20 protein-coding genes are annotated in these 22,983 nt (G+C 73.7%); 13 read left to right on the top strand and 7 right to left on the bottom strand.

From position 1 onward, the window contains the following. Both PSU4_RS09460 and PSU4_RS09455 read left to right on the top strand, forming a co-directional pair. On the top strand, positions 1 to 679 hold a 679-nt coding region (locus PSU4_RS09460), incomplete at its 5' end, for a hypothetical protein (RefSeq protein WP_246115014.1). Beyond that, a complete protein-coding gene (locus PSU4_RS09455) occupies positions 676 to 3,120 on the top strand; it encodes a pyruvate, phosphate dikinase (protein WP_147105086.1) in 2,445 nt (814 codons plus the stop codon). The genes PSU4_RS09460 and PSU4_RS09455, both read left to right, overlap by 4 nt. Positions 3,121 to 3,289: 169 nt before the next feature. Here the strand turns inward: PSU4_RS09455 and PSU4_RS09450 are convergent, their stop codons facing one another. The 3 genes from PSU4_RS09450 to PSU4_RS09440 are packed head-to-tail and all read right to left on the bottom strand — an operon-like array spanning position 3,290 to position 6,022. Next, positions 3,290 to 4,027 (bottom strand): tyrosine-protein phosphatase, encoded by a 738-nt coding sequence (locus tag PSU4_RS09450; RefSeq protein WP_147105083.1) that lies wholly within the window; start codon positions 4,025 to 4,027, stop codon positions 3,290 to 3,292. Then, positions 4,024 to 5,007, bottom strand: a complete 984-nt coding sequence (locus PSU4_RS09445; RefSeq protein WP_147105080.1) for an HAD family hydrolase — start codon at positions 5,005 to 5,007, stop codon at positions 4,024 to 4,026. Before PSU4_RS09445 ends, PSU4_RS09450 begins: the two co-directional genes overlap by 4 nt. 7 nt (positions 5,008 to 5,014) lie before the next feature. Further along, positions 5,015 to 6,022 (bottom strand): DUF7064 domain-containing protein, encoded by a 1,008-nt coding sequence (locus tag PSU4_RS09440; RefSeq protein WP_147105076.1) that lies wholly within the window; start codon positions 6,020 to 6,022, stop codon positions 5,015 to 5,017. A 195-nt stretch (positions 6,023 to 6,217) separates the two neighbouring features. Between PSU4_RS09440 and PSU4_RS09435 the strand changes: the two genes are divergently transcribed. The 8 genes from PSU4_RS09435 (at position 6,218) to PSU4_RS09400 (ending at position 14,381) form a co-directional block, all read left to right on the top strand. After that, positions 6,218 to 6,511 carry a EutN/CcmL family microcompartment protein gene (locus tag PSU4_RS09435; RefSeq protein WP_147105073.1) on the top strand — a complete coding sequence of 98 codons (294 nt, stop codon included), beginning with the start codon at positions 6,218 to 6,220 and terminating at the stop codon, positions 6,509 to 6,511. A 38-nt stretch (positions 6,512 to 6,549) separates the two neighbouring features. Continuing rightward, positions 6,550 to 6,879 (top strand): BMC domain-containing protein, encoded by a 330-nt coding sequence (locus PSU4_RS09430; RefSeq protein ID WP_147105070.1) that lies wholly within the window; start codon positions 6,550 to 6,552, stop codon positions 6,877 to 6,879. 85 nt (positions 6,880 to 6,964) lie between these two features. Then, the gene (locus tag PSU4_RS09425) at positions 6,965 to 8,353 is read left to right on the top strand and encodes an aldehyde dehydrogenase family protein (protein ID WP_147105068.1); all 1,389 of its coding nucleotides are present in this window, start codon (positions 6,965 to 6,967) and stop codon (positions 8,351 to 8,353) included. Then, complete coding sequence (eutJ, locus tag PSU4_RS09420; RefSeq protein WP_147105064.1) at positions 8,354 to 9,166, top strand: ethanolamine utilization protein EutJ; 813 nt, start codon at positions 8,354 to 8,356, stop codon at positions 9,164 to 9,166. Further along, the gene (locus PSU4_RS09415; RefSeq protein ID WP_147105060.1) at positions 9,163 to 9,804 is read left to right on the top strand and encodes a BMC domain-containing protein; all 642 of its coding nucleotides are present in this window, start codon (positions 9,163 to 9,165) and stop codon (positions 9,802 to 9,804) included. The genes eutJ and PSU4_RS09415 overlap by 4 nt, the downstream gene beginning before the upstream one ends. After that, positions 9,801 to 11,153: a malate dehydrogenase gene (locus tag PSU4_RS09410; RefSeq protein ID WP_147105057.1), complete on the top strand. Its 1,353-nt coding sequence runs from the start codon at positions 9,801 to 9,803 to the stop codon at positions 11,151 to 11,153. The genes PSU4_RS09415 and PSU4_RS09410 overlap by 4 nt, the downstream gene beginning before the upstream one ends. Next, positions 11,150 to 12,184 carry an alcohol dehydrogenase catalytic domain-containing protein gene (locus PSU4_RS09405; protein ID WP_147105054.1) on the top strand — a complete coding sequence of 345 codons (1,035 nt, stop codon included), beginning with the start codon at positions 11,150 to 11,152 and terminating at the stop codon, positions 12,182 to 12,184. Before PSU4_RS09410 ends, PSU4_RS09405 begins: the two co-directional genes overlap by 4 nt. A gap of 16 nt (positions 12,185 to 12,200) precedes the next feature. Then, positions 12,201 to 14,381 carry a helix-turn-helix domain-containing protein gene (locus PSU4_RS09400; protein ID WP_147105051.1) on the top strand — a complete coding sequence of 727 codons (2,181 nt, stop codon included), beginning with the start codon at positions 12,201 to 12,203 and terminating at the stop codon, positions 14,379 to 14,381. 4 nt (positions 14,382 to 14,385) lie between these two features. Here PSU4_RS09400 and PSU4_RS09395 read toward each other — a convergent pair whose 3' ends face one another. Beyond that, a complete protein-coding gene (locus PSU4_RS09395) occupies positions 14,386 to 14,679 on the bottom strand; it encodes a BMC domain-containing protein (protein ID WP_147105048.1) in 294 nt (97 codons plus the stop codon). A gap of 322 nt (positions 14,680 to 15,001) precedes the next feature. On the opposite strand from PSU4_RS09395, the gene PSU4_RS09390 reads away from it, so the two are divergent. From PSU4_RS09390 to PSU4_RS09380, 3 genes are all read left to right on the top strand, one after another. Next, positions 15,002 to 16,870 (top strand): helix-turn-helix domain-containing protein, encoded by a 1,869-nt coding sequence (locus tag PSU4_RS09390; protein WP_147105045.1) that lies wholly within the window; start codon positions 15,002 to 15,004, stop codon positions 16,868 to 16,870. A gap of 164 nt (positions 16,871 to 17,034) precedes the next feature. Beyond that, entirely contained in the window at positions 17,035 to 18,078 is a 1,044-nt protein-coding gene (locus PSU4_RS09385) for an alcohol dehydrogenase catalytic domain-containing protein (protein WP_147105042.1), read from the top strand. A gap of 170 nt (positions 18,079 to 18,248) precedes the next feature. After that, positions 18,249 to 18,785 (top strand): GNAT family N-acetyltransferase, encoded by a 537-nt coding sequence (locus tag PSU4_RS09380; protein ID WP_147105040.1) that lies wholly within the window; start codon positions 18,249 to 18,251, stop codon positions 18,783 to 18,785. Here PSU4_RS09380 and PSU4_RS09375 read toward each other — a convergent pair. The 3 genes from PSU4_RS09375 to PSU4_RS09365 all read right to left on the bottom strand — a co-directional run bounded on the left by PSU4_RS09375 (position 18,758) and on the right by PSU4_RS09365 (position 22,983). Next, a complete protein-coding gene (locus tag PSU4_RS09375; protein ID WP_147105037.1) occupies positions 18,758 to 20,731 on the bottom strand; it encodes a flavin-containing monooxygenase in 1,974 nt (657 codons plus the stop codon). The genes PSU4_RS09380 and PSU4_RS09375 overlap by 28 nt on opposite strands. Before the next feature lie 95 nt (positions 20,732 to 20,826). After that, on the bottom strand, positions 20,827 to 21,423 hold the full coding sequence (locus PSU4_RS09370; RefSeq protein WP_147105034.1) for a TetR/AcrR family transcriptional regulator: 597 nt from the start codon (positions 21,421 to 21,423) through the stop codon (positions 20,827 to 20,829). A 9-nt stretch (positions 21,424 to 21,432) separates the two neighbouring features. Further along, a complete protein-coding gene (locus PSU4_RS09365) occupies positions 21,433 to 22,983 on the bottom strand; it encodes an AMP-binding protein (protein ID WP_147105031.1) in 1,551 nt (516 codons plus the stop codon).

Genomic DNA, 22,983 nt, shown 5'->3' with positions numbered 1-22,983 from the left:
CCCGGGCGGCGCGGCGGACCCCCGCCGCGCCGCCCGGTCCTGCTGTGAGAGGGCAGCCATGAGCGCGACCGTGTCCGACAAGACCGACTACGACGTCCTCAACGTCGTCGCACTGAAGAAGATGGCCACCGCACCCGCCGTCGCCGCGGCCTCCGGGGTCGCGCAGGCCGACGTCGAGGCCGCGTTCGACCGGCTCGCCGCGCAGGGCCTCGTCGTCGTCGCCGGCGGCGCCGCCCTGCCGACCGACGGTGCCGAGCCCGCGCTCGCCTCGGCCGCCGCGCTCCGATACGCCGCGGTCCGCGAGGATGCCGATGTCGCGGCGCTCGTCGACCGTTTCGAGACCGTCAACTCCCAGTTCCTGACGACGATGTCGTCGTGGCAGCAGATCGACGTCGGCGGCCGGAAGGTCGCCAACGACCACTCCGACTCCGAGTACGACGACAAGGTCATCGCGCGGCTGGACAAGCTGATCGCCCGGCTCGGCCCGCTGCTCGAGGCACTCGCCGGCCACGATCCGCGGTTCGGCACCTACCCGGCACGCTTCGCCGCCGCCGTCGACCGCATCGACCGGGGCGAGCACGAGTACGTCTCGTCGCCGACGCTCGACTCCGTGCACAACGTCTGGTTCGAGTTCCACGAGGACCTGCTGCGCACGCTCGGCCGGGAACGGACCGAATGACCGCGTTCACCATCGCCTTCGACGAGGCCGATCCCGCGGACGTCGACCGCTTGGGCGGCAAGGGTTCCGGGCTCGCCCGGATGACCCGTCAGGGCCTGCGGGTGCCGCCCGGGTACGTCATCGGCACCGACGCGTGCCGCGCATACCTCGGCGCCTCCTCGTTGCCCGACGGTCTCGTCGACGAGGTCCGGGGCCGGCTCGCGGCGCTGGAGTCGACGGCCGGCAAGACGTTCGGTGGTGGGCCCGTCCCGCTGCTGCTGTCCGTCCGCTCCGGCGCGCCGATCTCGATGCCGGGGATGATGGACACGATCCTCAACCTCGGTCTCGACCGGGCGGCCGCCGTCGCGCTCGCCGAGGCCACCGGCGACAGCCGCTTCGTCGCCGACGTCGTCGCCCGCTTCCACGCCATGTACGCCGAGACCGTGCTCGACGCGCTCGACCCCGGCGAGGGCGTCGACGCCCTCGTCGCCGCCGTCGACCCGGGCGAGGACCCCGGCGCGGTGTACGACCGCATCTGGGCGGCCTGCGAGGAGACGCTGCTCGGCGAGTCCGTCCCCGCGGATCCCCGCGAGCAGCTCGTCGGGGCGATCGAGGCCGTCTTCCGCTCCTGGAACACCCGCCGCGCCCGCACCTACCGCGACTTCCACGGCATCCCCCACGACCTGGGCACCGCCGTCGTCGTGCAGTCCATGGTGTTCGGCAACCTGTCCGACGACTCCGGCTCCGGCGTCGTGTTCACCCGCAACCCGGTGACCGGCGAGCCCGGGCTGTTCGGCGAGTACCTCGCGCACAGCCAGGGTGAGGACGTCGTTGCCGGGACCCGCACCCCCGACCCCGTGGCCGAGGCACTCGCCCCCGACGTGCTGGCCGAGCTGCGCGCGACCTGCGACGGGCTGGAACGTGCGCAGGGCGACGTCCTCGACATCGAGTTCACCGTCGAACGCGGGACGCTCTACCTGCTGCAGGTGCGCAGCGCCAAGCGCACCCCCGAAGCGGCCGTCCGGATCGCGGCCGACCTCGTCGCCGAGGGCCTGGCCGCGCCCGCCGCCGCGCTGCGCGGGGTCAGCGCCGAGCAGGTCCGGCAGGTGCAGCGGCCCGGGTTCGCCGACGCCGACGTCGCCCGGGCCCGCGCCGAGGGCCGCGTACTGACGACGGGCATCGGCGCCTGCCCCGGCCAGGTCAGCGGTGTGCTGGTGCTCGACCCCGACCGGGCCGGCGAACGGGCCGCCGCGGGCGAGGACGTCGTGCTGGCGCGGACCGTGACCAGCCCCGCCGACCTGCACGGCATGATCGCGGCCCAGGGCATCGTCACCGCCACCGGCGGCTCGACCAGCCACGCCGCCGTCGTCGCCCGGGCGCTGGGGACGACGTGCGTCGTCGGCGCGGGTGCGTTGCGTGTCGACGAGACCGCCCGGACCCTGCACGTCGACGGCCGGACCCTGCACGAGGGCGACGAGGTCTCCCTCGACGGGTCCACCGGCGAACTGTTCGCGGGCCGCTTCGCGGTGTCGACGCCCGCCGCCGCCACCGGCGCGCTCGGCGACCTGCTGGCGATGGCCTCCGACGGCGCCGGTGCCGAGGTGCTGGCGCGGGTCACGCTGCCGTCGGACGTCTCGGACGCCCGCGACGCCGGCGCGTCCGGGCTGGTCACCGCGATCGACGACGTCCTCGTCGCTACCGGGCACCTCGACGGGCTGGTCTCGCACCTGCTGGCCGACGACGGGGCCACCGCTCTCGACGGGGTCGCCGACCTCGTCGCCACCGAGTTCGCGCCGCTCCTCGCGGCAGCGGGCGACGTCGAGATCGGGGTCCGCGCGATCGACCTCGTCGCCGACGAGGCCCGCGAGCTGCTGCAGCAGACCGCTCTCACGACGCGGCACCCGGAGCTGACCGTGCCGCTCGGGCGGCCCGCGCTCGTCGAGGCGCAGCTGCGGGGGCTGGAGCGGGCCGCGGGCGCCGCCCGGGTGCACCTCGCCGTCCGGCACCTCACCGACGCCGCCGAGGCCGCTGCCCTGCGCGAGCTGGGCACGGGTTCGCCGGTGGGGGTGGGCGCCTACGTCACCGGGCCGCGGGCGGCGTTCGCGGCCAAGGAGATCGCGGCCGCCGGCGACGTGCTGTGGGTCGAGGTCCGGACGCTGCAGGCCGCCGTGTTCGGCATCCCCGCCCGGCACCTGCTCACCGCCGAGCCGCTCGACGGCTACGTCCGCCGCGGGCTGCTCTCCTGCGATCCGCGGGTGGCGCTGGACCCGGCCGTGGAGGACCTGCTGGTGCGGGTCGCCGCCGCGCAGGACGCGGGGTGCCGGGTCGGGATGCGACTGTCGGGGCGAGTCTCGGAGCAGATGGTCGCGCAGCTCTACGCCCTGGGGTTCCGACGTTTCGCCGTCGACGTCGGCGAGGTCCGTCCCGTGCGCCTGGCCCTGGGCAAGGCGGCGCTGCAGTAGCCCCGCGACCTCACCCCGCGCGCACCCTCACGGTCGTCCTGGACGCCGAACCACCATCGGGTTGCGCGCGGAGTGGGGTTCACCCTCACACCGCGCGCAACCTCACGGTCGTCCGGCGCCCGGATCACGACAGTGAGGTTGCGCGCGAGGTGGGTCGCGGGGCAGGACCTCAGGTGAGCAGGCCCGCGCGGAGACGGTCCAGGTCGGCGTCCGCGATACCGCGTTCGTGGGCCCACTGCCGGGCGCCGCCGAAGCGGGTGTCGAGCTCGGCGAGGAAGCCGCGGATCGTGTACTCCAGCGCGTCGTAGACCTCACCGGGAACCGTCGCCATGTGGTCGCGGTAGCGCGGCCAGCCCAGGAACCGCTCCTTGATGCGCGGCATGTTGAGCCCGGAGCGCAGGTAGTCGGCGACGATGTCCTCGTCGTCGACGCCGAGCAGCCCTAGCAGCAGGGCGACGACGAGACCGGTGCGGTCCTTGCCCGCGGCGCAGTGCAGCAGCACCGGGCGCCCGGCCATGGCGGCGACGATCCGCACGACCGTGGAGAGCACCGAGGTCGGCGACTCCACGTGTTCGAGGTAGAACTGCAGGCTCTGCTCGTGCGGCGGGAGGTCGGAGACGGGCAGGTCGCGCAGCGGGGCGTTGAGGTAGCTGACGGGCACCTCGGCCATGGGGCCGCGGCCCTCGGAGACGGCCTCCGGCCCGATCCGCAGGTCGACGATCAGCTCGAGGCGCAGGCGTTCGGTGAGGTGCGCGACGTCGGCGGGGGTGAGGGCCTGGAGGGTGTCGCTGCGGAACAGGACGCCGGTCCGGACGTGCGCGCCGGCGCCGGCGCGCAGGCCGCCGAGGTCGCGGAAGTTGAACGCGCCGTCGAGGCCTCTCTCGGTGACGGGCGAGGGGTCGGTCACCGTCGCACCACCCGTCGGACGGCGTCGAGGAGCTCGGCATCGGCAGAGGGGTGCGACGGGGCGGACGAGGGCGGGGCGGACGAGGGCGGGGCGGCAGAGGGGGGCGGGGCGGCAGGAGAGGGCGGGGCGGCAGGCGACACGGGCACCGCAGCCCGGCGGCGTTCCCGGCGCACCGACGCGGCACGAACACGCTCGTCCGGCCCTCGTGAGCGGGAATAGTCGCCATGGCGACTATTCCCGCTCACAGGCTCTACCGCGCAGGCGCCCGTTGCGGGCTCGGAGGCGGTGTCGCCCAACAGGTGCGCGGTGATCTCCTGCGGCCACAGGGCGACGAACTCGGCGCCGGCCGCGGTCAGCTCCTCGACGCTGTGCATTCCCCACGCCACCCCGACGACGCGGATGCCGACCTCGACCCCGTCGCGGACGTCGCCCGCGGTGTCGGTGACCAGCACGGTGGCGGCGGGATCGGGCAGGGGCCGGAGGCCGGCCTCGTCGTAGTCGGCGGCGCAGCGGCGGCCGAAGCCGCTGCCGGGGTCGGCGAGGAAGGTGCGCATGGCGGTCCGCTTGTCGGGGGTGACGTCGCCGCCGAAGACGTGGGCGAAGCAGAACGCCAGGTCGTTGGCGGTGAGCACGCGCCGCAGCACCTGCATGGCATTCGACGACATGACCGCCAGGGTGGACGAGGAAGCGAGCCGGCGCACCACGTCGGCGACCCCGGGCACGAGCGGCGGGGTGTACTCGCTGCGCAGCAGGTGCAGGAACTCGTCGCGGACGAGCGTGGCGTGCGCCTCGTCGCGGCACAGCTTCGCGATCGAGTCGTAGATGTTGCCGCGGAACAGGTCGAAGTACTGCTCGGGTTCGTCGACGCCCAGGTCGTGTCGCCGGTTGAGCTTCTCGAAGACCTCCCAGGACGCGATGCGCGTCTGGACGAGGGTGCCGTCGAGGTCGAAGATCACCGCCTGGACCGGCGGGGCGCTCACCGTCGGCTCACACGCCCGCGGCGGCGGCGTGCACGCGGTCGTAGACGCGGCCGAGCTCCCCCATGCCGACGAAGTCCATGCACTCGCCGTAGGCGGTCCGGCCGTCGAGGGTCCAGCGCAGCAGGCTGTTGTGGCCGACGACGCCGGGCTGGGACTGCCAGGGGAACGTCGTCAACGCGTCGCCGGTGGCGTCCCAGGTGCGGCCCTCGGCGTCGGCCACGGTGATCTCGATGTGCTCGGGGTAGAGGCCGGAGCGCGTCGTCTCCCCCGACCCGGACGCGAGCCCGCGGACGACGCCGTTGTCGAGGACGTAGCCGTGGGTCATCGTCAGCGGGGAGGGGCCGTCGGGGCCGTTGTCGGTGGTGAAGTCGAACAGGGCGTGCAGCGCGAGGTCGGGGCCGACGTGGGCGTGCATCCAGCTCAGCCGCGACGTCTGCCGTTCGGCGCGCACCCCCCAGCTGTGGTCCATCGTGGACACGCAGTCGATGGGTGTGGTGGTGCCGCGCAGGCGGATCTCGCCCTCGAAGTGCCCGGTCTGGTCGAAGTGCCCGGCGTAGGCGTGGCCCCAGGTCTTGTTCATGTCCCGGCCGGCGGCCTTGGGGTCCTGGTCGGGGTCGTTGATGTCGTAGGGCTCCATGAGCGCGGTGTAGCGGAAGTGCAGCTCGAGGTCGGCGGCGGCGTCGGAGTAGTCGACGTCCCAGACCTTGTTGGGCTCGGAGCAGACGACGTGCAGCCCGTTGGCGAGGGTGTAGTCGAGCAGGTTCGACGGCTGCGGGACGACGAGGTGCTCCCAGGCGTCCCAGTAGTCGGCGGCCCAGGGCATCGTGACGCGGCGGCTGTTGACCGACACCGTCGACCCGACGACGCCGAGGGGCTCGCGGAACAGCCCGTACACGCCGATGTTCATCGGCCGGTCGGTGTCCTGGCCCGCGTAGAGGCCGAAGTAGTTGGTCTCGGCCCACAGGGGGTCGTCGCTGGTCGGGGCGTGGAACTGCGCGTCCTCGGGGCGGATCACCGGTGAACCTCCTGGCACGGCGGCGTCGTGTCCGACCAGTCTCGTCGGTCCGGGAGCTGCGGCCAGTACGTCCGGGGACAACGACACCCGGAGACGTTGTCCGTCCGGGATAACGCAGCCGCGACGCGGGCCGCCTTACCGTTCGGCCAGCGGAGCCGCCGGGTGCGGCCCGCCGACCGACGGGGGTGACCGGGCATGCAGCTGGCCAAGGTGCTGGGCCAGGTCGTCTCGACGGTGAAGGACCCCGGACTCGAGCGGTTCACCCTGCTGCTGGTGCAGGACGCCGAGGACGCCGACCCGGAGGAGACGAGCGGGACGGCCTACGTGGCCGTCGACGTCGTCGGTGCCGGGGTGGGCGAGGTGGTCCTCGTCGCGACGGGAGGCGCCGCACGGGTTGCCGCCGGCGCCGACGCCCCGACCGACCGCGCGGTCGTCGCCATCGCCGACACCGTGATCCGCTCGGGAACCGTGAGCTACCGCAAGTCCTGAGCCACCCGAGCACTCAGCACACCGACATGGAGGACGACATGGCGACCACCGCCGCGGGAACCCCTGCCGCACCAGCGACGCCGCGCGGCGCGCTGGGCCTGATCGAGACGAAGGGCCTGGTCGGCGCCATCGAGGCCGCCGACGCGATGGTCAAGGCCGCGAACGTGCAGATCGTCGGGCACCGCGAGATCGGCGGCGGCCTGGTCACGGTCATGGTGCGTGGCGACGTCGGCGCGGTGAAGGCCGCCACCGACGCGGGCGCGGTCGCCGCGGGCAAGGCGGGCGAGGTCGTGTCCGTGCACGTCATCCCCCGCCCGCACGACGAGACCGAGGGCATCCTCGCGGTCCTCACCCGCCCGAAGAGCTGACCCGGCGCACGGGTAGCGGGCGCCGATCCCAGGTGTCCCGCGGCCCCGCCGTGCCCGCACGTCCGTCCGACCTCCGAGGTGGGAGATGACCGCAGCACTGGACGCCGATCTGGCCGGCCTCGCAGACGTCCGCGTGAAGGCCCGGGCCGCTCGGCGCGCCTTCGAGCAGCTCGAGGGCACCGACCAGGACACGCTCGACGGCTGGGTGCGGGCCATGGCCCGGGCCGGGACCGCCGCGGCCGAGGAGCTGGCCCGGCTCGCCGTCGACGAGACCGGGTACGGCGTCTACGAGCACAAGATCCACAAGAACCGCTACAACACGGGCTTCGTCGCGCGCTGGATGCTGGAGCGCCGCGCCGTCGGCGTCCTGTGGGTCGACGACGAGGCCCGGGTGACGGCCGTCGGCTGCCCGATGGGCGTGATCGCGGGGATCATCCCGGTCACGAACCCGACGTCGACGGCGCTGTTCAAGTGCCTGGCCGCGGTGAAGTCGGGCAACGCGATCGTGCTCGCGCCGCACCCGCGTGCCGCCCGCTGCACGCTGCGTGCCGCGGAGGTCATGGCGCGGGCCGCGGTGGCGGCGGGTGCCCCGGAGGGCCTGATCTCCTGCCTGGAGAACCCGACCCTGCCCGCCACCCGGGAGCTCATGAGCCGCAAGGAGATCGCGCTCGTCCTGGCGACGGGCGGGCCCGGCATGGTCCGGGCGGCCTACTCCAGCGGGAAGCCAACGATCGCCGTCGGCGCCGGGAACGTGCCGGCCTACGTCGGCGTCAGCGTGCCCGACCCGGCCGAGGCCGCCGAGATGATCATCACCTCGAAGTCGTTCGACAACGGGACGGCCTGCGTCGCCGAGCAGTCGGTCGTCGTCGTGGACGAGGTCGCGCCCGCGTTCCTGACCGCGTTCGAGGCCCGCGGCGCCTACTGGATGAACGCTCCGCAGCAGGCAGCGCTCGTGCGGGTGCTGTTCGACGAGCGCGGCGCGCTGCGCCCGGACTCGGTGGGGCAGACCGCGATCAAGCTCGCCGAGCTGGCCGGGTTCGGCGTCCCGTCGACGACACGGGTGCTGGCCTGCAAGCTCGACGCCGTCGGCGCGGACACGCCGCTGTCGCGGGAGATCCTCGGACCGGTCCTGTCGGTCTACCAGGTGCCCGATCCCGCGGCGGGTCTGCGGCGCTGCCGCGAGATCCTCGCCCTCGACGGCGAGGGCCACACCACCGCGGTGCACGCGTCGGACCCGGAGGAGATCGCGCCGTTCGGGGCGCTCCCGGCGGGGCGGATCGTCGTCAACACCCCGGCGTTGTTCGGCGGCATGGGGTTCTCGACGGAGGTCGATCCCTCGTTCCAGCTCGGCACGGGCACGTGGAGCGGCTCGATCTGCTCGGACAACGTGACGCCGCTGCACCTGATCAACATCAAGCGGATCGCGCACGAGGTGCGGCCGTGGCGGACCGTCTACGACCCGGTGGAGCTGTAGATGCTCCTCACCGGCGTGCACCGCCTCCTCGACGACGCCGCCGCGGTCGCCGCGACCGGGGTCGCCGGCAGCATCGACGGCGAGCCACTGCAGGTCGGCGTCGACCTCGGCACCGCCAGCTGCGTGCTCGTCGTGCTGGCGGGCGACCGGCCGGTGTGGGTCGACAGCCGCCCCTCGGGCGCGCTGGCCGACGGTGTCGTCGTCGACTTCGCGCGGGCCGCCGCGACCGTCCGCGACCTGCGTGACGCCGCGCAGGAGGCCCTCGGCACCGAGCTGGCCTCCGCGGCGACCGCCTATCCGCCGTGCATCCCGGTCGCCGACGCCCGCGCCTGCACCTTCGTCTGCGAGGCAGCGGGTTTCGACGAGGTCGCGCTCGTCGACGAGGTCGCCGCGGCCCAGCGCACCCTCGACGTGCGGGACGGGGTCGTCGTCGACGTGGGTGGTGGGTCGACCGGCGTCGGCGTCTACCGCGACGGCGCGCTCGTGCGTCTCGACGACCGGGCCGGCGGCGGCCACCACCTCGATCTCGTGCTGGCGGGAGCGCTCGGCGTCGCGCTGGAGGAGGCCGAACCGTACAAGCGCGCGAACCCGCGCGAGGCCCTGCCCGTCCTCGTGCCCGGGCTGCAGCGGATCGCGGAGAACGTGCGCGCGCTGACCGTCGGGCACGAGGACCTGCCGCTGCACCTCGCGGGCGGCGCACTGATGATCCCCGGCGCGGGTGACGTGCTGGCCGGCTACCTGGAGCGAACCGTCGTGACCTACCCGCACGCCCTGCTGATCACCCCGGTCGGGATCGCGAGGTCGGCCCTGTGAGCACCTCGAACCCGGCGCCGACGCTGCGCACCTACGCCTTCGTCGACCGCATGCAGCCCCAGTGCGCGGCGCACATCGCCGCCACCAGCCCCGGCGACGTGCCGCTCGCCGGGATGGCCGAGCTCTACATCGAGATGGCCCCCGGCAACGAGGTGTTCCGCGCCGCCGACATCGCCCTCAAGGCCGCCGGGGTGCGCCCGGCGCTGCAGATCATCGAGCGCGAGTTCGGGCTGCTGGAGATCCACTCCGAGCAGCAGGCCGAGGTGCTCGCCTCCGGGCAGGCGGTGCTCGACGAGCTGGGCATGACCGAGGCCGACCGCATCCGCCCGACGATCGCGTCGACGCAGTTCATCACCAACGTCCATCCCTACCAGGCGCAGCTGCTCAACAAGTGGCGCAAGGGATCCATGCTCATGCCGGGGCAGAGCCTGTTCGTCATGGAGGTCGCCCCGGCCGCGTACATCTCCGTCGCGGCCAACGAGGCGGAGAAGGCGGCGTCGATCACCGTGATCGAGCTGCGCGCCGTGGGCCGGTTCGGGCGGATGTTCCTGTCGGGCACCGAGAGCGAGGTGCAGACGGCCCGCGACGCGGCCGTCGCCGCGCTGGAGGGCATGCACGGCCGGGAGGACCGGCGATGACCGTGTGGGGTGCGGCTGCGGTCGACGAGGCAGCCGGGGCCGGCGTCGTCCACGTCGGGACTCGTGACGTCGTCACCCCGCTGGCCCGGGAACGGGCCCGGGAGCTGGGGGTGGAGATCGTCGTCGGCTCCCCTGCCGGACCCCCGGCGGCCACCTCTGCGACCACCGCGGCCCGGCCGACGGTCGTCGTCCCCGCCCCCGCGCCGACCGCCGCGCCGACCGCTGCGCCGCTGAGCCCGGCACCGGCCGCGTTGTCGGCGGCGCTCGGGTCCGCGCCGCGACCGGTGCGCCCGCCGTCCGGGGCGCTCTACCGCCGCGGCGCCCCGATCGGCCGCTCGCCTGCGCGCTCGCACACTCCCGGCCACGCTGCGTCCGCTCCCGGCGCCGCCCCGACCGGTCCCGGCCGCGCCGCCGCGGGCGGGCGGGTCGGCCGCGTCGTCGTCGTGGGCGCCGGGAACGTCGGCATGATCGCCGCGATGCGCCTGGCCGACGCCGACACGTTCGACGAGGTCGTCCTCGTCGACATCGACGAGGGCCGCGCCGCCGGCATCGCGCTCGACCTCACCCACACCGCCGCGCTCAGCGGGTTCACCACCCGCGTCCGTGGCGTCGGGACCGTCGAGGAGGCGGGTCGTGCCGACTACGTCGTGCTCACGGCCGGAAAGCCCCGCACACCGGGGATGAGCCGCTCCGACCTCATCGCGACGAACGCCGCGATCGTCGGCGACGTCGCGTCCCGGGTCGCGCGGACGTCACCGGACGCGGTGATCGTCGTCGTCACCAACCCGCTCGACGAGATGACCCAGCACGCCTGGACGTCCTCGGGGTTCCCGTCGCAGCGGGTCGTCGGGATGGCCGGGGTGCTCGACACCGCGCGGTTCCAGGCGCTCGCCTCGCTGGCCGGAGCCGGGCCCGCCGACGGTGTCGCCGCACTCGCACTCGGCAGCCACGGCGAGGAGATGGTCATCCCGTTGTCGCAGGCCACTGCGGGCGGACGGCCGATACTGGAGCGCGTCGGGCCCGCCGACCTCGACGCCGCCGTCGACCGCGCCCGTGGCTCCGGCGCGGAGGTGGTCGGGCTGCTGCGCTCGGGCAGCGCGTTCATGGCTCCCGGGATGTCCGCGGCGCGGATGGTGCTCGCGATGGTCGCCGACCGCGGCGAGGTCATGCCCGCCGCGGTGCTGGCCGACGGCAGCTACGACATCCGCGACGTCTACGTCGGGCTGCCCGCCCGGCTCGGGCGCCGCGGCGTGGAGGGCATCGTCGAGATCGACCTGCGGCCCGCCGAGCTGGCCGCGCTGCGCGACGCGGCGGCCCGCATCGGAGAGCGGCTGGGCGCGCTGGCATGAAAGCCGTCCTCTACGCCGGTGACGGCGAGGTGAGCGTCGAGTCGGTCGCCGAACCGCTGCTCGACGACCCCGCCGACGCGGTCGTGCGGGTGCGCCGCGCGGCGGTGTGCGGCACCGACCTGCACGCCGTCGCCCACGGCGAGCACCTCCCCCGCGGCAGCGTGCTGGGACACGAGTTCGTCGGCGAGATCGTCGAGACCGGTCCCGCGGTGCGGGGGCACGCCGTCGGGGACCTCGTCGTCGGCGCCGACTTCACCGCGTGCGGGACGTGCTGGTGGTGCCGCCGCGGCGACCACTGGGAGTGCCCGCAGCGGCGGTTCTTCGGCACCGGCGCCGCCTACGGACCTCCCCTCGCGGGCAGCCAGGCCGAGCTCGTGCGCGTGCCCTTCGCCGACACCGTGCTGCGGCCCGTGCCCGCCGGGATCGGGCTCGACGCCGCCGTCTTCCTCGGCGACACCCTCGCCACCGGCTACGCCGCCGTGCGGCGCGCCGAGCTCACCCCCGGCGACACCGTCGTCGTCATCGGGGGCGGACCGGTCGGACAGCTGACCAGCCTGACCGCGCAGGCCTGCGGTGCGGGGACCGTCGTGGTCGTCGAACCCGTCGCCGAGCGCCGGGCGCTGGCCTCCCGGGAGGGCGCGGTCGTCGCCGACCCCGCCGGCGCGGCCGATGTCGTCACCGGCCTGACCGACGGCCGCGGCGCCGACGCGGTGGTCGACGCCGTCGGCGGCCCCCGCGGGCTCGACACCGCGTTCTCCCTGGTCAGACGTCGTGGCACGATCGTCTCCGTCGGCGTGCACACCGACGACGCGTTCGCGCTGCCCGTCGCCCGGGCCTTCGCCGACGAGCTGACGCTGCGCTTCGCGATCGGCAACCTGATGCGCGACGGGGAGGCGCTCGTCGCGCTCGTGGCCTCCGGCGTCCTGGACCCGACGGTCGTCGCCGACGGGACCGTCTCCCTCGACGACGTCCCCGACGCGTACCGGGCGATGGCGCAGCGACGTACCCTCAAGACGCTGATCGCGACCTGACCGGGCCGGGGGTGACATGACATCAGCCGGATCCCGGCAGCTGCCGGTCCCCCGGGCCGCGGGCCGCCCCGGCCTCGCCGGTCTGCTGGAGTCGGTGCCCGCCGACGTCGCCGCCGCGGCCGGGGACGTCGCCGCGCACGCGTCACTGCTCATCGGCACTCCCGTGACCGTCGCCGCCTGGGCGGACGACGGCTGGCGGGCGCTCGCGGGTGCCGGCACCGGGCTGGCCGGGCTGCCCCCCGCCGGACCGCCCGCCCGGCGGGCCGACCGGCGCGGGCTCGTCGTGCCCCCCGGCACCACGGTCGCGCTGTGCTGGGATCCCGGCCTCGACATCGATCCCGGCACCCGCGGGCTGCTGCGTCAGACGTGTGTGTGGCTGTCCCTCGCGCTGGCCGGACGCTCGGCCACCGGCCGCGTCGAGGACTCCGACGCCGAGGGCGAGGCCGTGCGCGAGGTCGTCGCCCAGCTGCTGACGGCCCGCGACGTCGACCAGGCGCTGCACACCATCGCCGAACGCACCCTGCGGCTGCTGGACTCCGACATCTGCGGCGTCATGCTCCGCGAGGACGACATCGTGCGGATGCGCGCGTGCGTCGGCAACCGGGTCGCCGAGACCGCCCGGCTGCGCATGCACCGCGGCCAGGGGGTCGCCGGGCTCGTGTTCCTCACCGGGGAGCCGGCGAAGATCGACTCCTATCTCGACGACGAGACGATCAGCAACGACTTCATGTCGCTGGCCGAGAAGGAGGAGACCCGGTCGGCGCTGGCCGTGCCGATGCGGCTGCAGGGTGAGTTCGTCGGCGTGCTCGAGGTGTGGCGGCGCCGCCGGTCGACCTTCACCGACCGCGACGTGCGCCGCATGGTCACCCTCGCCGACTTCGCGACGGTCGCGATCGACAACGCCCGCCTGCACGACGAGCAGGCCGCCGCCCGAGCCGACGCCGAACGCGCCCGCGACGCGCTGCAACACCAGGTGTCGGTGCTCGACCGCAGCTCACGGCTGCAGCACGACCTGCTCACGACGGTCGTCGAGGGCGGCGGGCTGCCGTCGATCGTGCGCACCGTCGCCGCGGAGCTCGACTGCGAGATCGGGGTCTACGGCCCCGACGGCACGCTGCTCGCCTCGCACAGCGGCCGACGGCTGGTGTCGTCGCTGCCCGCGACCGTCGGGCGGCCGAACCGGCGGCGCCGCACCACGGCGGCCGACCGCAGCTGGACCCGTCCCGTCTACGCCGACGGCGACCAGGTCGGGCAGGTCGTCCTGCTTCCCGGCGGCGGCTCCGACGAGACGATGGAGGCCACCGCCGGGCAGGTCGCGATGGCCTGTTCCCTGGCGCTGCTGCGCGAACGCGCCGCCAGCCGGGCCCGCGCCGAGGCCATCGAGCAGGTGCTGTGGGACCTGTTGCAGGGACCCGTCGAGCACCGGCTCGCCGCCCGCACCCGCGCCCAGCAGCTGGGCCTCGCGCTCACCGGCGCGCTGCGCGTCGTACACGGGCGCATCGAGAACGTCGAGGACCTCGCCGCCGAGCACGGATGGGACACCTCCGGCACCGAACGGCTGCGCCGCCAGGTGCTGCGCACCGTCCGCACCCTCGACGACGGTCGCGGGCTGGGCCTGGCGAGCCTGCGCGGTGACCTGCTCGTCGCGATCGCCTCCGACCTCGACCGCAGCGAGGCGAAGGACCTGGTCAACGCGTTCTCCGCGGCCGTGCACACCGAGTGGCCCGACCTGCGCATGACCTGGGGCATCAGCCGGGAGCACGGTGACGTCGTCGACCTGCCCGGCGCCTGGAACGAGGCCCGCACCGCCCTGTCGGCGGCGCGCCGCCTCGGCGGGGAGAACGCGTTCCTCTACGAGGAGCTCGGCATCGTGCGGCTGCTGCTCGGTTCCGGCGACGACCCCGACCTGCAGACCTTCATCGACGACGTCACCGGCCCGCTCGTGGCCTACGACCGCGACAACGACGGCGCGCTCATCCGCACGCTGCGCGCGTTCTTTGACGCCGACTGCTCACAGCGGGTCGCGGCGGAGCGGCTGTTCGTGCACCACAAGACGCTGCGCTACCGGCTGGAGCGCATCCGCCAGCTCACCGGGCTGGACCTGAGCCGCCACGAGGACCGGATGCGCGCCGACTTCGCGCTGCGGCTGCTGCAGGTCAACCAGACCGCGACCGACGACGGCGCCGAGCCGGGCTGAAGCTCTAGTCGAGCGGGACGACCGCCTGGCCGATGACGCCCTCGGTCTCGCCGTGCGGGCGCGGGATGACGTGCGAGGTGTAGAGCTCGCCGACCCGGGCGGCCGCGGCGGCACCGGCGTCGACGGCGGCCTTGACGGCCCCGACGTCGCCGCGCACCAGCACCGACACCTGCCCGTTGCGCAACGTCCGGTAGCCCTCGACCTCGACGTTCGCGGCCTTGACCATCGCGTCCGCGGCCTCGATCGCACCCACCAGACCCTTGGTCTCGATCATCCCGAGCGCACCGCTGCCCGCCATCGTGGCTCCCTCCGCCGCTGCGTCCGACGGTAGCTCCGGCTGTGAGCCGCGACGCTGTCCCGCGGGGACAACGGCGCGGGGTGTGGTTGTCCGTGACGGAGATCGGCCCCCGCGCGCCCGCCTCCCACCGAACGTGTCGTGAGCGCTGCGCGCCGGCGCTGGTGACACGCTCGGCCCGGCAACCGCTGGCGAACGTGTCGTGAGCGCTGCGCACCGGCGCTGGTGACACGCTCGATGGAGAGAGCGGGCCGCGGCCGAACGGAATGTGTCGCAACCTGCGACGATCGGCCGGTCCGGCGCCGACCCGCCCTAGCCTGGATCGGTGGACCCCACCGGCGTCGAGGCCGCCGCCCAGCGGTTCCGACGCACAGGTCGCATCGACCCGGCGTCCGAGGCCGTGCGCCCCGAGGTACTCGCGTCGTGGCTGCGCGCGGTCGACGCCCGCGTGCGCCTCGACTCGGTCGAGGCCTGCTACGTCGGGCACGAGCCCGGCCGGTCGGCGGTCGCGGAGGCCGACGAGGTGTTCGGCGCGTTCTTCGCGCTCACCCCGCGCCCCCGGTGCTCGGTGGCGCTGGTCGACCACGACGGGGTCGTCCGGGTCCGCCACGACGGCGATCCCGCGCTGGCGGCGCTGCTCGACGGGGTGCTGTTCACCCCGGGTTTCCGCTACGCGGAGACCGACGTCGCCACGACGGCCGCGGCGCTGCTCCCCGGTGCCGCGGCCGTCGTGCGGGTCGACGGGCCCGAGCACCTGCACCCGGAGCTGACCTGGCTGTCCGAGGCGGCCGCGAGGGTCCACCGGGACGACGGAGCGCCCCCGGACGCGGTCGTCGTACTCCGCCACGCCGCGCACGCCGACGACACCACGACAGCGCTCGCGGGGCTGCTCGCCGACCGCGTCGCCCAGGCCGTCGCCGACCGCGCGCACCGGCGGGGCCTGCTGGTCCACCGCGGGTTCGCCGCGGCCCGCGACGCCGGTGCGGAGTGGGTGCTCGCCACCGACGGCGACGTGCTGCTCACCTGCCCGGGCGTGCGCCGGCTCGGACACGACGACCAGCGCGCGCTCGCCGACCTGACCCTCGCCGCCGCCGTCCTGGGTGAGGCCGACGCCGGCGACCAGCACGTCGACCTGCCGTCCGGGCACTGCGCGGGGCTCGCCGTCGAACCCGTGACCGACTCGGGGGTGGTCGTCGGCTGCGTCGTCGCCGGCGGCCCGATCGACCACGCCACCCGGGCGAGCGTCCCCGAGGCCGTCCGCAGGCAGGGTTCGCACGTCGCCCCGACGACGCGCCGCGACTACGCCGCCGACCTGCGCGGCGGCGACCACTCCGCGCGGCTGCACGCCGAGGCCCGGATGCGCGCCAACCGCGAGCTGCTCTCCCCCTATCTGCGGGCGCGGCACGAGGTCGCGGCCGCCGTCGGTCGCCGGCGGCACCAGCTGCTGATCGGGGAGGCGGGCGTCGGCAAGCAGACCCTGGTGGTGGGGCAGTTCCGGCGGGCGCACCCGTCGGCGATGGTGCACGTCGTCGACTGTTCCCGGATCGGCGACTCGACGGGCGGTCCCGACCCGCTCGACCGCGTCGCCCGCGAGCCCGGTGACCGCCCCCGGCTGCTCGTGCTGCGCCAGATGAACCTGCTCTCCCCCGTCGCCGCCCGCCGTCTCGACGAGTCGCTGCGCACCCTGGTCGCGATGCCGGACCCGCTGGTCGTGGCGGGGTGCATCGACACCGCGTCGGCCGACGCGACCCGCCCGTACGGGCTGCTGCTGCGGCACTTCCACGAGACGGTCCGGGTGCCGGCGCTGCGTTACCGCGCGGACGAGCTGGGCGACATCGCGATGTCGATCCTGCACGGCCTCGCGGGCGGGCGGTCGCTGACGTTGAGCATGCAGGTCGTGCGGGTGCTGGAGGGCTACGCGTGGCCGGGCAACGTCCGCGAGCTGGAGGACGTGCTGCGCTACGTCGTCGCCCGCAAACCGGTCGGGGTCATCCAGGCGCCGGACCTGCCGCCGTCGTGCTTCGCGCACCGGGCGCCGCGGATGTCGATGCTCGAGGCCGCCCAGTGCGACGTGATCATCCAGGCGCTCTACGAGGCCCGCGGCAACCGCTACAAGGCGGCGGAGATGCTCGGGATCGCGCGCTCGTCGCTGTACCGCAAGATCGACGCCTTCGGGATCTCCTACATCGGCTGAGTGTCCCGTCCCCGGGTCACTCGGGTCCTGCCGGTCGCGCGCGCGGCGCGGAGATGGTCCCAGAACGGGACACCGACCGGTGTGCTGCGTCACTAGCGTCGGTGACGCCGACGCCCCGGCAGCCCTGCGATCGACCCCACTACTTCGACCGACGGAGTGAGCAGATGAAGGCACTGGTCTACCACGGCCCGGACGACAAGGCCTGGGAGGACGTCCCCGACGCGGCGGTGCAGGACCCGACCGACGTCGTCGTCCGGGTCGACACGACCACGATCTGCGGCACCGACCTGCACATCCTGCAGGGCGACGTGCCCGCCGTGACCGACGGGCGCATCCTCGGCCACGAGGCCGTCGGCACGATCACGGCGGTCGGTGACGCGGTCAGCGGGTTCGCCGTCGGTGACCGCGTCCTCGTCCCGGCCATCACCAAGTGCGGCCGCTGCGAGTACTGCCAGCGCGGGATGCCGTCGCACTGCCAGACCGTCGGCGGGATCGGCTGGATCTTCGGCCACCTCATCGACGGCACCCAGGCCGAGTTCGTCCGCGTCCCCTACGCCGACACCTCGCTCTACAAGGTGCCCGAGAGCGTGTCCGACGAGCAGGCGATCTTCCTCGCCGACTCGCTGCCCACCGGCTACGAGGTCGGCGTCCTCGCCGGCCGGGTGCGCCCGGGCGACACGGTCGCGGTGGTCGGCGCCGGCGCGGTCGGTCTCTCCGCGGTCCTCACGACCGGGCTGTGGGGCGCCTCGCGCGTCATCGCGATCGACTCCAACAAGTTCCGGCTGGAGAAGGCCCTGGAGTTCGGCGCGACCGACGCCGTCGAGGTCGGGCCCGGCACGGTCGGCGACGTCACCGCGCTCACCGACGGTCTGGGGGTCGACGTCGCGATCGAGGCCGTCGGCTACCCGGAGACGCTGCTGACCGCGGCCTCGCTCGTCCGGCCCGGCGGCACGATCGCCAACGTCGGCGTGCACGGGACGCCGGTGGAGCTGCCGATGCAGGACATGTGGATCAGCAACGTCACGCTGACCATGGGGCTGGTCGACACGGTGTCGATCCCGACGCTGCTGAAGATGGTGGCGAGCGGCCGCATCCCGGCGGAGAAGATGGGCACGCACCGCTTCACGTTCGACCAGATCGACGAGGCCTACGACGTCTTCAAGAACGCCGCCGCGAACCAGGCGCTGAAGGTCGTCATCACCCCGTGAGCCCCTGTGAGTGGCGATAGTCGCTGGAGCGACTATCGCCACTCACGACCGCACGCGTCGTGCCCGAACGGCCCTTTCCCGCAGCCGAGTTGCGGGAAAGGGCCGTTCGTGCAGTCGGGCATCGGGTAATCCGGTCGACACCACGGTCCGGCCCCTCGACGATGTGCGACGTGCTGATCCGCCCCGAGACCCCCGCCGACCACGACGCCGTCCGCGCCGTCCATCTCGCCGCGTTCGCCCCGCCCGACGGGAGCCCGGCGATCGAGGCTGCCCTGACCGACCGGCTCCGCGGCGGCGCCTGGTACCTGCCGAAGTTCTCCCTGGTCGCGGTCGTGAGTGGTGATGGTCGCGATAGCGACCATCGCCACTCACAGGTTGTGGGGCACGTCATCTGCACCCGGGCCCACGTCGGCGAGACCGAGGCGCTGGGGCTCGGACCGATCGGTGTGCTGCCCGGCGCACAGGGCAACGGGATCGGGAGCGCGCTCGTCACCGCCGCCGTCGACGCCGCCCGCACCCGCGGGGAGCGGCTCGTCGGGCTGCTCGGGGACCCGAACTTCTACGGGCGCTTCGGGTTCGTCGACGCCCGGACCGTCGGGATCGAGGCGCCGGACCCGGCATGGGGGGTGCACTTCCAGGTCCTGGCCCTCGACGACGACGCCCCGTGGGGCGCGTTCCGCTACGCCACGCCCTTCGACGACCTCTGACGCGCCGGCGTCACGAGGTGCTCGTCGAGCGACGGACGGCGCGTCATCGTCCAGTAGTCCTGCAGCTTCCACGGACTGTTGGTGACGACGCGGCCCGCGGCGTTGCGGTACCAGGTGCTCATGCCGGGGTGGGTCCAGATCATGTTCTCGTGGGCGGCGTCGACGCGGGCGACGTAGTCCTCGCACACCTGCGGGCGCACCTCGACCGCGGCGACGTCGGCGGCGACCATCGCGCGCAGCAGCTCGACCATGTAGTGCACCTGGCACTCGGCGTGGAACATCGTCGAGCCGCCGTGGCCGAGGTTGGTGTTGGGCCCGTACATCAGGAACAGGTTGGGGAAGTCGGGCACCTCGATGCCCAGGTGCGCCCAGGCGTCGTCGTCGCCCCAGCGCTCGCGCAGCGACTCGCCCGAGCGGCCGCGGATGTCCAAGGGGTGCAGCATCTTCCGCGCGGAGAAGCCCGTCGCGAAGACGAGGACGTCGACGTCGTGGCGGCCGCCGTCGTCGGTGACGACCGTGGAGCCGTCGATCGCGGCGACGCCCGAGGTGACGAGCGAGACGTCGTCGCGGCGCAGGGTGGTGAACCAGTCGCAGTCGAGCAGCATCCGCTTGCCGTAGGGCGGGTAGTCGGGCAGCGACTTCGCGATCAGGTCGTCGCGGTCGCCGAGCTGTTCGCGCAGGTAGCGGGTGAAGAACTCGCGGTGCTTGTCGTTGGTGGCGTTGATGGAGCGGCCGTCTGCGGCGCCCTCCCACGAGGGGTCGCGCTGCAGCGTCGGGTGCAGCTTGTCCTGGAACATCCACATCAGCCGCAGCCGGTACCAGGGCCGGTAGTACGGGACCTGCTCGAACAGCAGCTGGGTGCGGGGGTCGACCTCGCGCAGGTAGTTCCCGTTGGGCGCCACCCACTGCGGCGACCGCTGGAAGATCACGACCGAGCCTGCGTCCGAGGCGATGGTCGGTACGACCTGCATCGCCGACGCACCCGTGCCGACAACCCCGACGCGCTTGCCGGCGAGGTCGACGCTGTGGTCCCACTCGGCGGTGTGGAACGCGGGGCCCGGGAACGTGTCGAGCCCGGGCAGCGCGGGGATCACGGGCCGGTTGAGCTGGCCGACGGAGCTGACGAGCACGTCGGACACGATCTCCGAGACGACGCCCTCGCGAGAACGGACCCGGACCCGCCAGGTGGAAGAAGGCGAGTCCCAGGTCGCCCCGAGCACCTCCGTCCCGAACCGGATGAGCGGGCGCAGGCCCTCCTGGTCGGCGACGCGGCGCAGGTAGTCGAGGATCTCGGGCTGCTTGGCGTAGTAGCGGGTCCAGCTCGGCCAGGGCGCGAAGGAGAACGCGTAGAGGTGGCTCGGGGTGTCGACGCCGGCGCCGGGGTAGTCGTTGTCGAGCCAGGTGCCGCCGACGTCGTCGTTGCGTTCGAGGATCGTGACGTCGACGCCGAGGCGGCGCAGTGCGGTGCCGGCGCAGATGCCGGAGATGCCGGCACCGATGATCACAACGGAGAGGTCGGCGCCCAGGGGCGGGCCGTCGAAGACGTCGGAGGGGACGAAGCCGGCGTCCTCGGCCATCGACTCGGCGTACTCGGCGGGGACCTGCTCGCCCAGCGACTCGCTGAGCATCGCGATCAGCTCTCCGTCGAGCGGCGGCGGGGCGAGCACCCCGGTGCCGTCGCGCAGGTCGCGCAGCACGTCGAGGACGGCGTCGCGGATCTCCTGCTGGATCTCCTCTGGCAGGCCGCCGGTGTCGTTGTCGTTCATCGCGATCGTGCGCGAGGGCCGGTACGGCGGGGAGAACCAGCGCGGGTCGCCGGTGAGGGTGCGCAGCACGAGCAGCAGCGTGGGGATGTTCCCGGCGACGAGCGCATCGCGCAGGGCGGCGTCGTCGGCGGTGACGGTGGGCAGCCCCACGGGGCCGGTGGCGCGGTGGGCGTCGGGCATCGGGTTCCCCTCCAGATACTCGACCGACTAGTCGGTCGGGTGGTGACGACGACAACATACCCCCAGGTGGGACCACACCGAGGGAGACCTACCTCTCAGGGAGCCGGCCCCGTGCACGTCGCCGCGACCCCCGACAGGAAGCACTGCCAGAAACTGACGGCGATCGCCTTCGCCGACATCGCGCCACCCGGCCGGTACCACTGGTAGGACCAGTTGCAGATGCCGAAGAACGCGAGCGTCGTCAGCCGGGGGTCGGTGACCGCGAAGTCGCCGCGGGCACCGCCGTCCTCGACCACCTTCAGCGTCGCCGCGAAGTACTCGTCGCGACGGGCCCGCGAGTTGGCCTGGTCCTCGGGCGGCAGCTCCCGGCGGTGCTCGTAGTAGCAGCGCAGGTTGGACGGCTCGCGGTCGAGCAGCTCCAGGTGGTCCTCGAGCACGCCGAGCAGGATCGCCGCGGGCGGCGCCCCGGAGCCGATCCGTTCCCGCAGCCTGGTCAGCAGCCGGTCGGCGAGGTCGTCGTGGATCCAGACGAGGATGCGGCCCTTGCTCGGGACGTGGTGGTAGAGGGTCGGCTTCTTGATGCCCACCGCCGTGGCGATGTCGTCCATCGACGTGTGGTGGTAGCCGCGCTCGTCGAACAGCCGCGCGGCCGCCTGGACGATCTCCAGGTGCCGCGACGACCCCCCGTCCATCCGCCGGCCCTACCCCTCGCCGCGCAGGAGCTTCTTCTCGATCTTGCCGATCGAGGTCTTGGGCAGCTCCTCACGGATGTCGACGATCGTCGGCACCTTGAACTTGGCGAGCCTCGTGGCGCAGTGCTCCTGGATCGCCTCGACGGTGAGCGCGCTGCCCGCGGCCAGCGCGACGAACGCCTTGACGGCCTCGTCGCGGATCGGGTCGACGACGCCGATCACCGCGGCCTCGACGATCTCCGGGTGGTCGAGCAGCACCGACTCGACCTCGACCGTCGACACGTTCTCCCCCGCGCGCTTGATCATGTCCTTGCCGCGGTCGAAGAAGTAGAAGTAGCCCTTCTCGTCGACGTAGGCGTTGTCGCCGGTGTGCAGCCACCCGTCGACGAGCGTGCGGGCCGTCGCCTCCGGGTCGTTGTGGTAGCCGAGCATCAGCGTGCGGCCGGGCCGGCCCTGCACGACGATCTCGCCGACCTCGCCGCGCCGGACCTCGTTGCCCTCGGCGTCGACGAGCTTGACGACGCGGTCGTGCAGCGGCACCCCGATCGACGGCCAGCGCTTGGGGCCGAACACCGGCGCGACGGTCACGAGCGTCATGGCCTCGGACAGGCCGTAGCCGTTGACGAGCTCGACGCCGTAGCGCTTCTCGAAGGTGTCGCGCTCGTCGACGGTGATGTTGAGGGCGTAGAAGACACGACGCACGTCGTGCTCGGCGTCGGTGTCGCGCGGGGGCTGGGCGAGCAGGGTGCGGGCCTGCATCGCGACGAGGCTGATCTGCGTGGCCCTGTGGGCGCGGACCTGGTCCCAGAACCGGGTGGCCCGGTACTCCTCCAGCACGATCGCCGTGCCGCCGACGGTCAGCGACGAGAGCACCGTCAACGACTGGGCGTTGACGTGGAACACCGGCAGCGACGTCAGGCAGCGTTCGGAGGAGTCGAGCAGCAGCGCCCGCGACGAGCGCTCGCCGGAGTGCAGCGCGTTGGCGTGGGTGAGCAGCACGCCCTTGGGGCGGGCCGTCGTGCCGGAGGTGAAGATCATCTCGACGACGTCGTCGGCGGTGACGCCGTTGTCGGGCGGGGTGGCGCCGGCGAGGCGCTGCGCGTCGAGGAGCAGCGTTCCCGAAGGCGCCGTGGAGGTGCGGGCCATCAGGGTGTGGCGCACCGACGGGCACTGCGCGACCGCGGCCGCGACGACGTCGGCGAACAGCGGCTGGGTGATCACCGCGACCGACTCCGAGTACGAGACGACGTGCTGGATCTCCCCCGCCGTGTTCGCGACGTTCGACGGCACGAACACCGCGCCCAGCGTCGCGAGGGCGAACCACGCCTCGATGACCTCGGGGCTGTTGCGCAGGTGGATCGTCACCCGGTCGCCCTTGCCGACGCCGAGCGCCGCGAGCCCGGCGGCGAGCTCGTCGACGCGCCGCGACATCTCCAGGTAGCTGTACTCGGTGACGGCGCCCTCGGCGTCCTCGTAGACGATCCAGGGCTTCTCCGGGTTGCGGGCGGTGCGCTCGTCGAGCAGGTCGCGCAGGGTCCGGTCGCCGATCAGGTCGTGCAC

The sequence above is a fragment of the Pseudonocardia sulfidoxydans NBRC 16205 genome, from assembly GCF_007989085.1.
GTDB classification, from domain to species: domain Bacteria; phylum Actinomycetota; class Actinomycetes; order Mycobacteriales; family Pseudonocardiaceae; genus Pseudonocardia; species Pseudonocardia sulfidoxydans.
Note: the sequence above shows the minus strand (reverse complement) of the source record. Positions and strands in the feature narration are given on the sequence as shown.

Bases quoted from the DNA above. Each gene is read 5' to 3' on its own strand.
- PSU4_RS09455 (WP_147105086.1), top strand. From the start codon at position 676: ATGACCGCGTTCACCATCGCCTTCGACGAGGCCGATCCCGCGGACGTC.
- PSU4_RS09435 (WP_147105073.1), top strand. From the start codon at position 6,218: ATGCAGCTGGCCAAGGTGCTGGGCCAGGTCGTCTCGACGGTGAAGGAC.
- PSU4_RS09430 (WP_147105070.1), top strand. From the start codon at position 6,550: ATGGCGACCACCGCCGCGGGAACCCCTGCCGCACCAGCGACGCCGCGC.
- PSU4_RS09425 (WP_147105068.1), top strand. From the start codon at position 6,965: ATGACCGCAGCACTGGACGCCGATCTGGCCGGCCTCGCAGACGTCCGC.
- eutJ (WP_147105064.1), top strand. From the start codon at position 8,354: ATGCTCCTCACCGGCGTGCACCGCCTCCTCGACGACGCCGCCGCGGTC.
- PSU4_RS09410 (WP_147105057.1), top strand. From the start codon at position 9,801: ATGACCGTGTGGGGTGCGGCTGCGGTCGACGAGGCAGCCGGGGCCGGC.
- PSU4_RS09405 (WP_147105054.1), top strand. From the start codon at position 11,150: ATGAAAGCCGTCCTCTACGCCGGTGACGGCGAGGTGAGCGTCGAGTCG.
- PSU4_RS09400 (WP_147105051.1), top strand. From the start codon at position 12,201: ATGACATCAGCCGGATCCCGGCAGCTGCCGGTCCCCCGGGCCGCGGGC.
- PSU4_RS09395 (WP_147105048.1), bottom strand. From the start codon at position 14,679: ATGGCGGGCAGCGGTGCGCTCGGGATGATCGAGACCAAGGGTCTGGTG.
- PSU4_RS09385 (WP_147105042.1), top strand. From the start codon at position 17,035: ATGAAGGCACTGGTCTACCACGGCCCGGACGACAAGGCCTGGGAGGAC.
- PSU4_RS09375 (WP_147105037.1), bottom strand. From the start codon at position 20,731: ATGCCCGACGCCCACCGCGCCACCGGCCCCGTGGGGCTGCCCACCGTC.
- PSU4_RS09370 (WP_147105034.1), bottom strand. From the start codon at position 21,423: ATGGACGGGGGGTCGTCGCGGCACCTGGAGATCGTCCAGGCGGCCGCG.